Raw genomic sequence first — 13814 nt, forward strand, 5'->3', positions numbered from 1 at the left:
ATGGCACACTGACCGCGCACCGACCACGAAGTTTGCCAAACATTCGCGCATTCTGCGCGCTGAAACAGAGAGCCCCATGACCGGAATCGACTGCGCCAGTGCCAAGACCATCCTGCTGGTCGAGGATGACGATGTCGTGCGCCAACTCACCGCTGAAGTACTCGGGGAGTTCGGCTATCGCGTCCTCGCCCTGCGCGACGGGTACAGCGCACTGGAGCGGCTGCGCAGCGAGCAGCATTTCGATCTGCTGATGAGCGACATCGGCCTGCCCGGGATGGACGGGCGCGAACTGGTGGAAGCCGCGCGCCAGCTGCGACCGACCCTGCCGGTGTTGTTCGCCAGCGGCTATTACGAACGCGACCTGCTCGAAGAGGTGCGCGCCCGCGATAGCGCGGCGGCCACCGAGAGCATCGTAAAGCCCTATGACTTCAAGCTTCTCGCTCAACGTTTGAGCGAACTGGCGGATTGACGCAGCGGCATCTAGGCTGATCGCAGGTCCCTGGACAGGAGAGTCCTCCGATGCGTTACGCCAACCCGCTTTGCCTGGCTCTACTCGCTGGTCTGCTGCTCAGTGGCTGCGCCAGCCAGACCACCAAACCCACCCAGTTCTCCGGCTACCTCGCCGACTACTCCCAGCTCCAGCCAGCCACTTCAGCCACTGGCGCACCGGTACTGCGCTGGGTTTCGCCGCAGTTCAGCAGCGAGCGCTACACGACGGTGTATGTGGAGAAGCCGACCTTGTATCCAGAACCAGTCCCCAGCGATCAGATCAGCGCGCAGACGCTGGAAAGTGTCCGTGATTATCTGCATCAGGCGTTGATCCGTGAGTTGCAGGGACGCATGACGGTCGTCAACGAACCGACCATGGACAGCCTGGTACTACGCAGCGCGATCACCGGCGTGACGGTTTCCACCGAAGGGCTCAAGGCCTATGAAGTGATTCCTGTCGCCCTGGTACTCGCTGCGGCGACCACAGCCGCAGGTACCCGTGACCGCGACAGCGCCATCTTCATCGAGCTGGAGGGCCTCGATGCTCGCACCAGCGAACCGGTGCTGCGCGTGGTGCGCAAGGGGCACGGCCTGACGCTGGAGAACAGCAGCACGCAACTGACCCTGGAGGATCTCAAACCGGTGCTGGACGTCTGGGCGCGTGATGCACGCGATTTCCAACCCGCCCCACGCTGATCGGCCTGCCAGTACAGCAAGCGCAGCGGAGCACCAGGCTGACCAGATGATTGGCTATCAGGCGGATCGATAGCGCTTGCCGTACTCGGCTTCAGGCGAGAGGCTCAGGAAAAACGCCAGCCGAGGAACGTGCATGCCGAGCATCAACCCTGACCGCGAGGATCTGCTGGCGTTCGCCGAGCACATGCCCAGCGATACACCGATCCTGATGCTCAATCTGCTGCGTTTCAACGATCAAGCCGCGTACGACGCAGGCAGCCTCCATGTGCCGTGCAGCGGACGCGAAGCCTATGCGCGCTACAGCCGCACCGCGCTGAACAAGGTCAAGGGGGTGGGCGGTGAGGTGCAGGTGATGGCTGACGTCCACCTGGCGCTCATCGCACCGAAGGAAGAGCGGTGGGATCTGCTTCTGCTGGTGCGCTATCCCTCGTCAGCAGCCTTTCTGAGCATGCTCTCTGACCCCGACCACCGTTCATCGCAGTGCTGCGCTGGCCGACTCCCGGCTGATCGCCACGACACCCAGCTGAGTTCTATCCTGCCGCCTGCAGATTGAGCACCAGCAACCGCGCTGCAGTTTCGGCGTCCGGCTGGCCGTCATAGTTGGCCGGGCGATACTTCATCTGGAAGGCGGCAATGACGTTGCGCGTTACCTCATCCAGTTCGCCATGCTGCGGCACCGTGTAGCCGTTTTGCGCCAACTGCTCCTGGAACCACTGCACGCTGGGCAGGCTGGCGCTGAACAGCGCCTGTTGGCACGCTACGGCGTCTTCGTTCGGCCAAGGCACCAGGCCCTCGTCGGCCAGACGCTTCCAGGGGAACAATGGGCCCGGGTCGACCTTGCGCTGTGGCGCCACATCACTGTGCGCGATGATCGAGCCCAGCGGTAGCTGGTGGCGCTTGACGATGTCCTTGAGCAGCACGATCAGGGTATCGATCTGCTGCGGCGCGAAAGGCTGCCAGTAACGACCGGCCGGCGTCTGGTAGTAACCCTGGTTGACCAGCTCGATGCCGATCGTGGTGCTGTTGAGCCAGGTGCGCCCTTTCCATTCGCTGACGCCGACGTGCCAGGCACGACGATTCTCATCCACCAGACGGTAGACGGTCGGCGGTGCATCACCGATCAGGTAGTGGCTGCTCACCTCGGTCTGCGTCAGCAGGTCGAGCGAGCGCTGCAGGTCAGCGGAGGTGTAGTGCAGCACGACATACTGCACGCGGCTGTTCTGGCCGGTCGCGGTGTGGCTGTCATCGATGCGCAGGCCACCGGTGCAACCGCCAAGCAGAACAAGGAAGAGGGCAAGACAGAGAGACTTCATGCGTGACCGAATACGCTCTGCAGGTTGTCCAGCAGCATGTCGACGCTGAGCATGATCAACAACATGCCCATCAATCGCTCTACCGCCATCAACCCGCGATTACCGAGAAAACGCTGCAGGAACGAAGCCTGCAACAGAATGAATGCCGTCGCTGCCCAGGCCAGGATCACCGCCAGGTAAAGCTCCCAGAGCGGCCCGGTGTGGGTGTTGCGCAGGGTCATCAGCACCGCGAGAGCCGAAGGTCCGGCGACCGCCGGCGTGGCCAAGGGCACCAGCATCGGCTCGCCATCCGGCACGTCGCCGAGCAGGCCCTGCGGGCTGGGAAAGATCAGGCGCATGGCGATGACGAACAGGATGATACCGCCGGCAATCGCGGTTGCCTCGCGTGACAGCCCGAGGCTGGTGAGGAATTTGTCACCAAAGGTGAGGAACAGCAGCAGCAGGCCAAGGGCGAACAGCAGTTCGCGCGCGGCGATCCACAGCCGTCTGCGCGGCTCGACGTTCTTCAGCGCGGCAATGTAGATGGCGATATTGCCGAAAGGGTCGGTGACCAAAAAGATCAGCACGGCGATGCTGAAGATGTCCATAGGCGTCTCCGGTGGCGAGTACGCATAGTCTAGGGCCTGACGGTGTCGCCTCGCGAGTCGGCGTCGCAGTCAGATTCGAGCATCTTCAGCGCACGTAGAAATTTTATGACCAGTAGAGGCGCAATGGTTCCAGGGAACAACATTCGAAGAAATGTATACAAAGTAGTAGCCAATATGGCAACAAAATGTCTACATTGACCGCACAAGAACAACAGCGAGTAGCTTCCCCATGACGTCCACCACTCAGCGCCCAGAGGACGAGAACCTCGGCCTCGGCTCCAATCTGCTTTACGGCCTGCAGCACGTACTGACCATGTACGGCGGCATCGTCGCCGTCCCCCTGATCGTCGGCCAGGCGGCTGGTTTGTCACCTGCCGATATCGGCCTGCTGATCGCCGCTTCGCTTTTCGTCGGTGGCGCCGCCACTTTGCTGCAGACCATTGGTTTGCCGTTCTTCGGCTGCCAGTTACCCCTGGTACAGGGCGTGTCGTTCGCCAGCGTCGCCACCATCGTGGCGATAGTCGGCGCCAATGGCGGTGAAGGCGGGCTACCCGTGGTGTTCGGCGCGGTGATAGGCGCAGCGGCGATCGGTCTGCTGATCACGCCGATCTTTTCCAAGATCACCAAGTTCTTCCCGCCGCTAGTGACCGGCATCGTCATCACCACCATCGGCCTGACGCTGATGCCTGTAGCGGCGCGCTGGGCCATGGGTGGCAACAGCAGTGCAGCTGACTTTGGCAGCATGGCCAACATCGGCCTGGCCGCTTTCACCCTCGCCACCGTGCTGCTATTGAGCAAGGTCGGCAGTGCAACCCTCTCACGTCTGTCGATTCTGCTGGCCATGGTCATCGGCACCCTGGTTGCACTGGTATTCGGCATGGCCGATTTTTCCAAAGTCGGCGACGGGCCGGTGCTGGCCTTCCCGGCACCGCTACATTTCGGCATGCCGGTGTTCGAGGTGGCAGCGATCATCTCGATGCTGATCGTGGTGATGGTGATCCTGGTGGAAACCTCGGCCGACATCCTTGCCGTCGGCGACATCATCGACACCAAGGTCGATTCCAAACGCCTCGGCAATGGTCTGCGCGCGGACATGATCGCCAGTGTCGTTGCGCCGCTGTTCGGCTCCTTCACCCAGAGTGCCTTCGCCCAGAACGTCGGCCTGGTCGCCGTGACTGGCGTGAAGAGCCGCTATGTGGTCGCCACCGGCGGGCTGATTCTGGTCACCCTCGGCTTGTTGCCGATCATGGGCCGAGTGATCGCCGCAGTGCCGACCTCGGTGCTTGGTGGTGCCGGCATCGTGCTGTTCGGCACCGTCGCCGCCAGCGGCATCCGCACCCTGGCCAAGGTCGACTACCGCAACAACATGAATCTGGTGATCGTCGCCACCTCCATCGGCTTCGGCATGATCCCCATCGCCATGCCCAGCTTCTACCATCACTTCCCGGCCTGGTTCGAAACCATCTTCCACTCGGGCATCAGCTCGGCGGCGATCATGGCGATCCTGCTCAACCTGCTGTTCAACCATTTCACCGCCGGCAACTCGGATCAGCAGTCGGTATTCGTCGCCGGCACCGAGCGCAGCCTGCGCTACCACGACATCGCCGCCCTGCACGATGGCGATCACTTCATCGGCGGCAAGCTGTACGACGCGCAGGGCAATGAGGTGCCATTGCAGGACGAGGACGATCACGCGCCACGGGCACGAACCGCTGCTCCCGCATCAGCGACCAGCAGGGGCCCGACTGAGGCAACGCTCTAGAGGGAGTGGGTCGTTCGCACAGGGAGCCGCAGCGCCTGCCGCAGCGGCTCAACGTAGAAGGGATCAGGCAGCCTGTTCGACTCGGTTACGCCCCGAGCCCTTGGCGCGATAGAGCGCCTGATCGGCACGTTCGAAGGTGACCTCGGTCGCCTCGCCATTGCGAAATTCCGCAATACCGGCGGAGAAGGTGATGGTCACTGGCTCACCCTTGAAGTGGAACGGGCAGGCTTCGATTGCCGCGCGCAGGGTTTCCAGAAGCTGGACACCTCCCTCCAGCGGCGTTGCAGGAATCAGCAGAACGAACTCTTCGCCACCAAAACGGGCGATGAAGTCGGTCTTGCGCAAACGCTTGCTGAGCTCCCCGGCGATGATCTTCAGCACTCGATCACCTGCCAGGTGGCCGTAGCCGTCGTTGATCCGCTTGAAGTGATCGACGTCCAGCACCGCCAACAACAACTGGCCGCCGTAACGTTGGCGACGAGCGACCTCCAGGTCGAGACGCTCGCTCCAGGCAGCACGGTTGGGCAGCCCAGTCAGAGGATCCAGCAAGGACTTCTGTCGCTGTTCCTCGATATGCTCGCGAAACTGCTGCGCCTCCTGCTCCATCTCGGCGACACGCTTGACCAGCCCCTGTAGCCGCTCGGCCACGTCATCTCCACCGATGTCGCGCTGACGCTGATGACTGCTGACACTCTGCAAGAGGCCTTCCAGGCGCTGCTCCAGGGCCTGCTTGAGCGATTCAAGATCGGCAGCCTCCTGCACGCTGTGCTGCAGATCACTGACCTGATCGCGCAGTTGCTGGTTGAAACTGCGCGCATTCTCCACTGAAGCGCTGTAACCCTCGTGTGCCTCGCTGAGGGTTTCGATGAAGGCAGCCAGACGCTCGTTGAGCTGTTTGAGATAGCCGGCGAACTCACGCTGACCGCTATCGGTGACGGCAAGCACCAGCACAGCCAGGTCATCCAGCACCGGCACCAGCTCGTACCAGTTGAGATTGCCCTCCAGGCGCGAACGCAGCGCTTCACCTTGTGGCAGATGGCGCGCCGGCAGTTCGAGTTCGTCGAGCAGATTGCGCAGACTGCTGGCGATATGTGGCGCCACCGCGCTGTACCCGGGTTCGCTGCTGGGCAATGAGAACGGGCTGTCGCCAGCATCCTCCTGCCGTACCAGCCCCGGTGGCAGCGGCAGGCTGTCGAGTACAGGCGAGGCGTCGTGGACCTGGTGCCGGGCTGGCACGCTGGCCACGTTGGAGAAACTGGGAGGTGGCTCGTTCGCCAACGCTATGGCCGTTGGCGTTGGCGTTGGCGTTGGCGTTGGCGTTGGCGTTGGCGTTGGCGCCGATGGTGGTGCGAGCGCCTCGGCAATGGTAGCGGCCTCGGCGGCACCGATCGGCGAATCTTCGCTGCTTTCGTTGTTATCTGCGCGCGAGCCAAACAAACGCTGCAACAGGCCCGGTTGCTCCTGCACCGGAGCCTGCAGAACGGTCAGCGCCTGACCCTGCAGATTGCTCAGCTGGCTGAGCAGCGCAGGCAGCAGATACTGATGACTGGTGGCGTCCTCCAGCTGTTTGCCCAGTGACTTGAGCGCCTTGCGCACCTCGCGCGGCGGCTGCAGACGCTGCAGTTGCTCGATCAAGGCAGCCAGTGCGGTCGCCGCCTCACCGGCACGCTGCTGACGGCGCTGCTCGGAATCCAGCACGGCCTTTTCCAGACGCGGGATGAGGCCGCTCAAGGCGGCGTCCATATCGTCGCGGCGAAGGATTTCGCGCATTTCCTGCATGCATTGATCGACCGCCTTGTCCGCGCCCTCGGCGGCCAGGCTGCTGCGCACCAGGCCGCGACGCAGCAGATCCAGGCGCAACTCCCAACGGCGATCGAGCTTTTCCTGCTGCTCCAGGCTGCTCAGGTATTTGTCTTTCCAGCGTTGCGCGTCATCGCTCATACGGCTTACTCGGGAGATGGCGTCTTCAGCATAGGCATTTGCGCAGCATTCTGTGCTTCCGGCAGGCGGATTTCCACGGCCACGGGAAGGTGGTCGGAAATCGGCTGACTGAGCACATCGACGCGCCCCAGTTCGAGCTCGGAACTGAGCAGGATATGATCGAGACAGCGCTGCGGTCGCCAACTGGGGAAGGTTGCTTCGACCTGTGGCGCGATCAGGCCGAGGTCGCGCAGCGGGGAGTTTTCCAGCAGGTCGGCAGCATGGGTGTTCATGTCGCCCATCAGCACCAGATGGCGAAACTCACTGACGCGCTCGCGAATGTAAGCCAGTTGCCGCGTTCGTGTGCGTGCGCCCAGCGCCAGATGCATCATCACCACACCCAATGCGTGCTCGCCCTCACCGAGGCGCAGGAAAATCGCACCACGTCCGGGCGGACCAGGGAGCGGATGATCTTCCAGCAGGGTGGGACGCAAGCGGCTGAGCACGCCATTGCTGTGCTGGGCGAAGCGCCCGAGATTGCGATTGAGCTGTTGATACCAGTAGGGAAAGGCGCCCTGCTGGGCCAGGTACTCGACCTGATTGATGTAGCCCGAGCGCAGGCTGCCACCATCGACCTCCTGCAACGCCACCAGATCGAAATCGGCGAGCAGATCACCGATGCGCTGCAGGTTGCCGGCACGCCCGGAATGGGGCAACAGGTGCTGCCAGCTACGGGTCAGGTAGTGATGGTAACGCTGGGTATTGATGCCGACCTGGACGTTGAAACTGAGCAGACGCAGTAGGCCGTCGGCTGGCCAGTCGGCCTGCGGCGAACAGTGCAGGTTGACCTGTGGATCGCACAGGCCAACCGCACGTGTCTTTCGCCAGCGGCGCAGCATGCTTCGCGCCTGCGGTCGCTTAAAGCGCCTCGCGTTCCTTGGCGATCAGGTGGTCAGCGACCTGCAGGGTCTGCTGCGGGCCACCGGCCGAACTCAGGTCGAAGCGATACTTGCCACCGACGATCATCACCGGCACACCCGTGACCTGGTAAGCCATCGCCAGTTTCTTGGCCTTTTCCATCTGGCCTTTGACGGCGAAGGAGTTGAAGGTCTTGAGGAAGGCATCGCGATCAACGCCCTGCGTCGCGACGAAGTCGGCAAACTCTTCAGCCGAAGCCAGCTTCTTCTTTTCCTGATGGATGGCAGTGAACACGGCCTCATGCACCTTGTGTTCGACCTTCATGCTTTCCAGGGTGATGAACGCCTGACCATGCACGTTCCAGATGCCACCGAACAGTGCCGGCACACGAACGAAATTGACATCTTCCGGCAGATTCTCGACCCAGGGGTTGAGGGTCGCTTCGAACTGATAGCAGTGCGGGCAGCCGTACCAGAACAGCTCCACCACCTCGATCTGGCCGGGTTTGGAAACCGGCACCGGGCTCTTCAGCTCAACGTACTGTTGGCCAGCCACTGGCTCGGCATGAGCAGTGATACCGAACAGGCTGCTGATGGCCAGAGCTGCGCCGAGAATCAGGTTACGCATGGGGTACTCCTTGGTAGTAGGCATCGCCTCGTGGCGAATCGCTAGTAAGACCGGGCGACACGATGCAGGTTCCGGCCATTGTAGCCGCGCCGCAAATGAAAAAGGGTGGCCGTAGCCACCCTTTGTCTTACCAACTGCAACAGTGGTCGCTTGGAACAACTTCTCAGTGCAGGCCCTGGATGAAGCTGGAGACCGCTTCGATATCCTTGTTGCTGAGCTTGGCAGCGATGGCACGCATGATCATCGCGTCGCCGTCGTTGGTGCGGTTGCCTTCGCGGAAATCGGTCAGCTGCTTGGCAACGTACTGGGCATGTTGGCCGCCCAACTGCGGGAAGCCAGCTGCATCCAGACCAGCGCCGTTGGGCGAGTGGCAGCCGGTGCAGGCCGGCATGCCTTCTTCCAGCTTGCCGCCACGGAACAGCGCTTCACCACGCGCGACCAGCTTGGGATCGGCAACACCAACGCTCATCTTCTGGCTGGAGAAGTAAGCAGCGATGTCAGCCATGTCCTGATCGCTGAGGTTGTCCAGCATGCCGGTCATCTCGACCACTGGACGGTCACCGGACTTGATGTCGTGCAGCTGCTTGAGCAAGTAACGCTCGCCCTGACCGGCCAGCTTGGGGAAGTTTGGCGCAGGGCTGTTGCCATCGGCGCCATGGCAGGCACCACAGACAGCAACTTTGCCCTGACCGGCTTCGGCATCGCCAGCAGCCTGAGCCACGCCGGTGAGGCCCAGGGTCAACAGCAGACTCACGAGTACTTTGTTCATCAGCTAATCCAATTACGGCTAAAAGAGAGAAGGGTTATCGGCGGGGCTCACTCATTCGGTCATCAGTTTGATGACCGCCTGGTAATCCTCGGCCGTGCAGTCCATGCACAAGCCGCGCGGCGGCATGGCATTCAAACCATTGGTGACGCTCTGCACCAGTGTATCCATGCCCTTGGCCAGGCGGGGCTCCCATGCGGCCTTGTCGCCCTTCTTGGGCGCCGTGGGAATCTGGCCGTTGTGGCACACGCCACAGGAACGGTCATACACAGCTTGCGGATCCTGAGCAGCATAGACGTTGAAAGACAGCGTCATAACTGCAGCAGCGAGCAGCATTTTCTTCATCAAATCAACCTCATCAGGGTAGGGAACGTTCTGCTTTCTATCGAGCAGAGATGTAATCGCTCCCGGCAATCGGGTTCCTGCGGGTGGGACAAAGCGCACACAAAATCTGCGGCATTATATACTGGCAACGCTGAAACGGAAACGACGCCGCTTGCCGCGCCACCTGGCGTGCGACAGGTGCGCGGAAATGTCGCAATCCCTCGAACGGTCAAGAGGGTGTCTACAAAGCAGCGAGCAAAGGTCAGGCAAGGCGGAGTCAGCCGAAAAAGCGGAGTGTACGAGTAGTACATGAGCATTTTGAGGTTGATTCCAACGCAGCATGGCCGCGCGCAGCCATTTATAGACACCCTCTCTGCGGATTGAGGTAACCACCGGATACCCCATGCTCCCGAAAAATCCCATCATCGGTCTGTGCCAGCAGGCCAGCTTCCTCATCAGTGCCGCCAAGGTCGATCAGTGCCCCGAGGACAGCGGCCTGGAAGTCGCCTTCGCCGGCCGTTCCAACGCGGGCAAGTCGAGCGCGCTCAATACGCTGACCCATGCCAGCCTGGCGCGAACCTCGAAGACCCCCGGGCGCACGCAACTGCTCAACTTCTTCCGCCTGGACGATGAGCGTCGCCTGGTCGACCTGCCTGGCTACGGTTATGCCAAGGTGCCGATCCCGCTCAAGCAGCACTGGCAGAAACACCTGGAAGCGTATCTGGGCAGCCGCGAGAGCTTGAGTGGCCTGGTGTTGATGATGGATATCCGTCATCCGCTGACCGAGTTCGACTGCATGATGCTGGACTGGTCAGTGGCCAGTGGCATGCCGCTGCATATCCTGCTGACCAAGGCCGACAAGCTGGCCTTCGGTGCGGCGAAGACTGCGCTGCTCAAGGTACGCCAGGAAATTCACAAGCAGTGGGGCGAGGCCATCAGTATCCAGCTGTTCTCGGCACCCAAGCGCATGGGTGTGGAAGAGGCGCAGATGGTGCTGGCTGGTTGGTTGGATTTGCTGCCGGAAGAGGGTGAAGAAAGCGCTGAAGAGGCCTGAAGCAGGGTGCGCAGTGCGCAGTGCGCACCGGAAGACGACTCGTAATAAGCGAGTAAGCTCCCTCTCCCGCCCTTCGGGTGCCATCAGAATGTCGCTAGCGGCACAAGCGTAGGGTGCGCTGTGCGCAACGGGGACGACTCGTAATGGGCGAGTATGCTCCCTCTCCCGCCCTTCGGGCACCCTCTCCCGGAGGGAGAGGGTCATCAGAATCCCGCTAGCGGCAGCTTTTTTTGGGCAAAAAAAACCCCGAGCTTCGTATGGGGAGGGAGAAGTTCGGGGTTCAAGGTCTGAACCGCTAGGGCGGGGTTCAGATGTCTGCCAACACTTAACACAACAAAGGAGCATTGAAGGGCTTTGCGGCCATTCATGAACTCTGACCGGGTGGGTTTGCGGAAAGTTCATCGCCTTTTTAAAAACCATTTGCAATAAAAAAGCGCCTTTTGATTCCCTGAAACCCCAAAGCTAGAGCGGCCGCGGCATTGCGCCGCGGCGACGGGGATTAGTGTGCCTCGTCCCAGTTGACGCCGACACCCACCTCCACCAGCAGCGGCACGTCCAACTCGGCAGCACCACTCATCAGGCTCTTGAGTTTGGCGCTGACCTCATCGATCAGCTCCTCGCGCACCTCCAGTACCAGTTCGTCGTGCACCTGCAGGATGATGCGCGCATCGATACCGCTGTCCTGCAGCCAGCCGTCCACGGCGATCATGGCGCGCTTGATGATGTCCGCCGCAGTGCCCTGCATGGGCGCGTTGATCGCCGCGCGCTCGGCGCCCTTGCGCATGGCCTGATTCTGCGCATGGATCTCGGGCAGGTAGAGGCGACGGCCGTAGACCGTCTCCACGTAGCCCTGCTCGGCAGCCTGCGCGCGGGTTCGCTCCATGTAGGTCAGCACGCCCGGATAGCGAGCGAAGTAACGGTCGATGTAGGCCTGCGCCTCCTTGCGTTCGACGTCGATCTGCTTGGCCAGGCCGAAGGCACTCATGCCGTAGATCAGGCCGAAGTTGATGGCCTTGGCCTTGCGTCGCTGGTCGCTGCTCACCTCTTCCAGCGCCACGCCGAACACCTCGGCAGCCGTGGCCTTGTGCACGTCCAGGTCATGGCGGAAGGCGTCCAGCAGCCCTTCATCCTTGGCCAGGTGGGCCATGATGCGCAGCTCGATCTGCGAGTAGTCCGCCGCCATCAGCTTGTAGCCCTTGGGCGCGACGAAGGCCTGACGGATACGTCGTCCTTCGGCGGTGCGGATCGGGATGTTCTGCAGATTCGGGTCGCTCGACGACAGGCGGCCGGTTGCAGCCACGGCCTGGTGATAGCTGGTATGAATGCGCCCGGTACGCGGGTTGATCTGCTCCGGCAGCTTGTCGGTGTAAGTGCTCTTGAGCTTGCTCAGGGAGCGGTACTGCATCAACACCTTGGGCAGTTCGAAGTCCTGCTCGGCCAGTTCGGCGAGAACCGCTTCGGCAGTGGAAGGCTGGCCCTTGGCGGTCTTGCTGATCACCGGATAACCGAGTTTCTCGTAGAGGATAACGCCCAGCTGCTTGGGCGATGCGAGGTTGAACTCCTCGCCAGCGATCTCGAATGCCTTGCGCTCCAGCTCCACCAGTTTTTCGCCCAGCTCGACGCTCTGCTCACCGAGCAGTTTGGCGTCGACCAGCGCGCCGTTGCGCTCGATGCGTGCCAGCACCGGCACCAGCGGGATTTCGATTTCGCGCAGCACCTTGGCCAGCGATGGTACGGACTGCAGTCGGCCCCATAGCTCCTGGTGCAGGCGCAGGGTGACGTCGGCATCCTCGGCGGCGTAAGGGCCAGCCTGTTCCAGGGCGATCTGATCGAAGGTCAGTTGCTTGGCGCCCTTGCCGGCGATGTCCTCGAAACGAATGGTGCTGTGGTTCAGGTATTTCAGCGCCAGGCTGTCCATGTCATGGCGGGTGGCGGTGGAGTCCAGCACGTAGGATTCGAGCATGGTGTCGAAGGCCACGCCCTGCACGGCAATCGGTGTGCTGGCATTGGCCAGGACGTTGATGTCGTACTTGGCGTGCTGGCCGACCTTGGCCTTGGCCGGGTCTTCGAGAATCGGCTTGAGCGCCTTGAGCACCGCGTCACGATCGAGTTGCTGCGGCACGCCCATGTAGCTGTGCGCCAGCGGCACGTAAGCCGCCTCGCCGGCCTTGACCGCGAAGGACAGCCCGACCAGTTGTGCCTGCTGGGCGTCAATACTGGTGGTCTCGCTGTCGAAGGCGATCAGTTCGGCCTGCTCCAGCTTCTGCAGCCAGGCATCGAACTGCGCCTGCTCCAGCACCAGTTGGTAATCACCCGCGCTCGGCGGCGTTGGTTCAGCGGCTTCTTCGACGGTTTCTCCAGCAGGTTCGGCGAACAGATCGCCAGCCGGAGCAGCAGCCTTGGCGGCCAGCGACTTGTTCTGACGCAGCAGGTCATCCAGCCAGTTCTTGAACTCCAGCTCGCCGTAGAGCTGCACCAGCGCGGCCTGATCCGGCTCGCCCGGATGCAGCGAGTCGATCTCGATATTCAGCGGCACGTCGGTCTTGATGGTTGCCAGTTGGTAGGACAGGTAGGCCATCTCGCGGTGTTCTTCGAGCTTGGCCGGCAGGCCCTTGGCGCCGCGAATCGGCAACTCGGGTACCTTGTCGAGGTTGGCGTAGAGCACGTCGAGACCACCGCCAATGCCCACCAGCAGGCCGAGAGCGGTCTTCTCACCGACGCCGGGCACGCCCGGAATGTTGTCGACCTTGTCACCCATCAGCGCCAGGTAGTCGATGATCAGCTCAGGGCCGACACCGAATTTCTCCTTTACGCCACCTTCGTCGTAGACGCTTCCGGTCATGGTATTGACCAGCGTAACGTGCGGGCAGACCAGCTGCGCCATGTCCTTGTCGCCGGTGGAGATCACCACGTCGCGCTTTTCCCCGGCCGCCTGGCGCGCCAGGGTACCGATCACGTCGTCAGCTTCAACGCCTTCGACGCAAAGCAGCGGCAGACCCAGGGCGCGCACGCTGGCATGCAGCGGCTCGACCTGGACACGCAGCTCGTCCGGCATGGAGGGGCGATTGGCCTTGTACTCGGCGAACAGCTCGTCGCGAAAGGTGCCGCCCTTGGCATCGAAGACCACGGCGAAGGGGCTGTTCGGGTACTGCTTACGCAGGCTCTTGAGCATGTTCAGCACACCTTTTACCGCTCCGGTGGGCATGCCCCTGGATGTGGTCAGCGGCGGCAGGGCATGGAAGGCGCGGTACAGGTACGAGGAACCGTCGACCAGAACGAGGGGAGCTTGGCTCATGCGCGGGATCAACCTTTTCGGTGGGTGCAGTATTACAGGTAATTGAAAAACGTAGGCGAGGCA

The 13814-nt window shown here is 62.0% G+C and carries 12 protein-coding genes and 1 pseudogene; 5 read left to right on the plus strand and 8 right to left on the minus strand.

The window, feature by feature from the left end:
* The first annotated feature begins 76 nt into the window (after window positions 1-76).
* From GV002_RS11725 to GV002_RS11735, 3 genes and pseudogenes are all read left to right on the plus strand, one after another.
* On the plus strand, window positions 77-469 hold the full coding sequence (locus tag GV002_RS11725; protein WP_160018538.1) for a response regulator: 393 nt from the start codon (window positions 77-79) through the stop codon (window positions 467-469).
* Between the two features lie 50 nt (window positions 470-519).
* Window positions 520-1185: a DUF3313 domain-containing protein gene (locus GV002_RS11730; RefSeq protein ID WP_160018539.1), complete on the plus strand. Its 666-nt coding sequence runs from the start codon at window positions 520-522 to the stop codon at window positions 1183-1185.
* Window positions 1186-1318: 133 nt separating this feature from the next.
* Window positions 1319-1712: pseudogene (locus GV002_RS11735) on the plus strand (DUF1330 domain-containing protein).
* A 3-nt stretch (window positions 1713-1715) separates the two neighbouring features.
* On the opposite strand, the gene GV002_RS11740 reads toward GV002_RS11735, so the two are convergent.
* Entirely contained in the window at window positions 1716-2498 is a 783-nt protein-coding gene (locus GV002_RS11740; RefSeq protein WP_160018540.1) for an N-acetylmuramoyl-L-alanine amidase, read from the minus strand.
* Window positions 2495-3085 carry a MarC family protein gene (locus tag GV002_RS11745; RefSeq protein ID WP_017676425.1) on the minus strand — a complete coding sequence of 197 codons (591 nt, stop codon included), beginning with the start codon at window positions 3083-3085 and terminating at the stop codon, window positions 2495-2497. The genes GV002_RS11740 and GV002_RS11745 overlap by 4 nt, the downstream gene beginning before the upstream one ends.
* A 229-nt stretch (window positions 3086-3314) precedes the next feature.
* Here GV002_RS11745 and GV002_RS11750 point away from each other — a divergent pair, with 229 nt between their 5' ends.
* Entirely contained in the window at window positions 3315-4847 is a 1533-nt protein-coding gene (locus GV002_RS11750; protein WP_160018541.1) for a nucleobase:cation symporter-2 family protein, read from the plus strand.
* Between the two features lie 63 nt (window positions 4848-4910).
* Here the strand turns inward: GV002_RS11750 and GV002_RS11755 are convergent, their stop codons facing one another.
* The 5 genes from GV002_RS11755 to GV002_RS11775 all read right to left on the minus strand — a co-directional run bounded on the left by GV002_RS11755 (window position 4911) and on the right by GV002_RS11775 (window position 9423).
* Complete coding sequence (locus GV002_RS11755; protein ID WP_160018542.1) at window positions 4911-6788, minus strand: GGDEF domain-containing protein; 1878 nt, start codon at window positions 6786-6788, stop codon at window positions 4911-4913.
* 5 nt (window positions 6789-6793) lie between these two features.
* A complete protein-coding gene (locus GV002_RS11760) occupies window positions 6794-7666 on the minus strand; it encodes an endonuclease/exonuclease/phosphatase family protein (RefSeq protein WP_160018543.1) in 873 nt (290 codons plus the stop codon).
* A gap of 19 nt (window positions 7667-7685) precedes the next feature.
* Window positions 7686-8312: a thiol:disulfide interchange protein DsbA/DsbL gene (locus GV002_RS11765; RefSeq protein WP_160018544.1), complete on the minus strand. Its 627-nt coding sequence runs from the start codon at window positions 8310-8312 to the stop codon at window positions 7686-7688.
* Window positions 8313-8475: 163 nt separating this feature from the next.
* Window positions 8476-9081 (minus strand): c-type cytochrome, encoded by a 606-nt coding sequence (locus GV002_RS11770; protein ID WP_160018545.1) that lies wholly within the window; start codon window positions 9079-9081, stop codon window positions 8476-8478.
* A 51-nt stretch (window positions 9082-9132) separates the two neighbouring features.
* Complete coding sequence (locus GV002_RS11775; protein ID WP_160018546.1) at window positions 9133-9423, minus strand: c-type cytochrome; 291 nt, start codon at window positions 9421-9423, stop codon at window positions 9133-9135.
* Between the two features lie 382 nt (window positions 9424-9805).
* On the opposite strand from GV002_RS11775, the gene yihA reads away from it, so the two are divergent.
* Complete coding sequence (gene yihA, locus GV002_RS11780) at window positions 9806-10456, plus strand: ribosome biogenesis GTP-binding protein YihA/YsxC (RefSeq protein ID WP_160018547.1); 651 nt, start codon at window positions 9806-9808, stop codon at window positions 10454-10456.
* Window positions 10457-10955: 499 nt separating this feature from the next.
* Here yihA and polA read toward each other — a convergent pair whose 3' ends face one another.
* A complete protein-coding gene (gene polA / locus GV002_RS11785) occupies window positions 10956-13751 on the minus strand; it encodes a DNA polymerase I (protein ID WP_160018548.1) in 2796 nt (931 codons plus the stop codon).
* Between the last annotated feature and the right edge of the window lie 63 nt (window positions 13752-13814).

The organism is Pseudomonas sp. 8O, assembly GCF_902506495.1.
GTDB lineage: Bacteria > Pseudomonadota > Gammaproteobacteria > Pseudomonadales > Pseudomonadaceae > Aquipseudomonas > Aquipseudomonas chaetocerotis.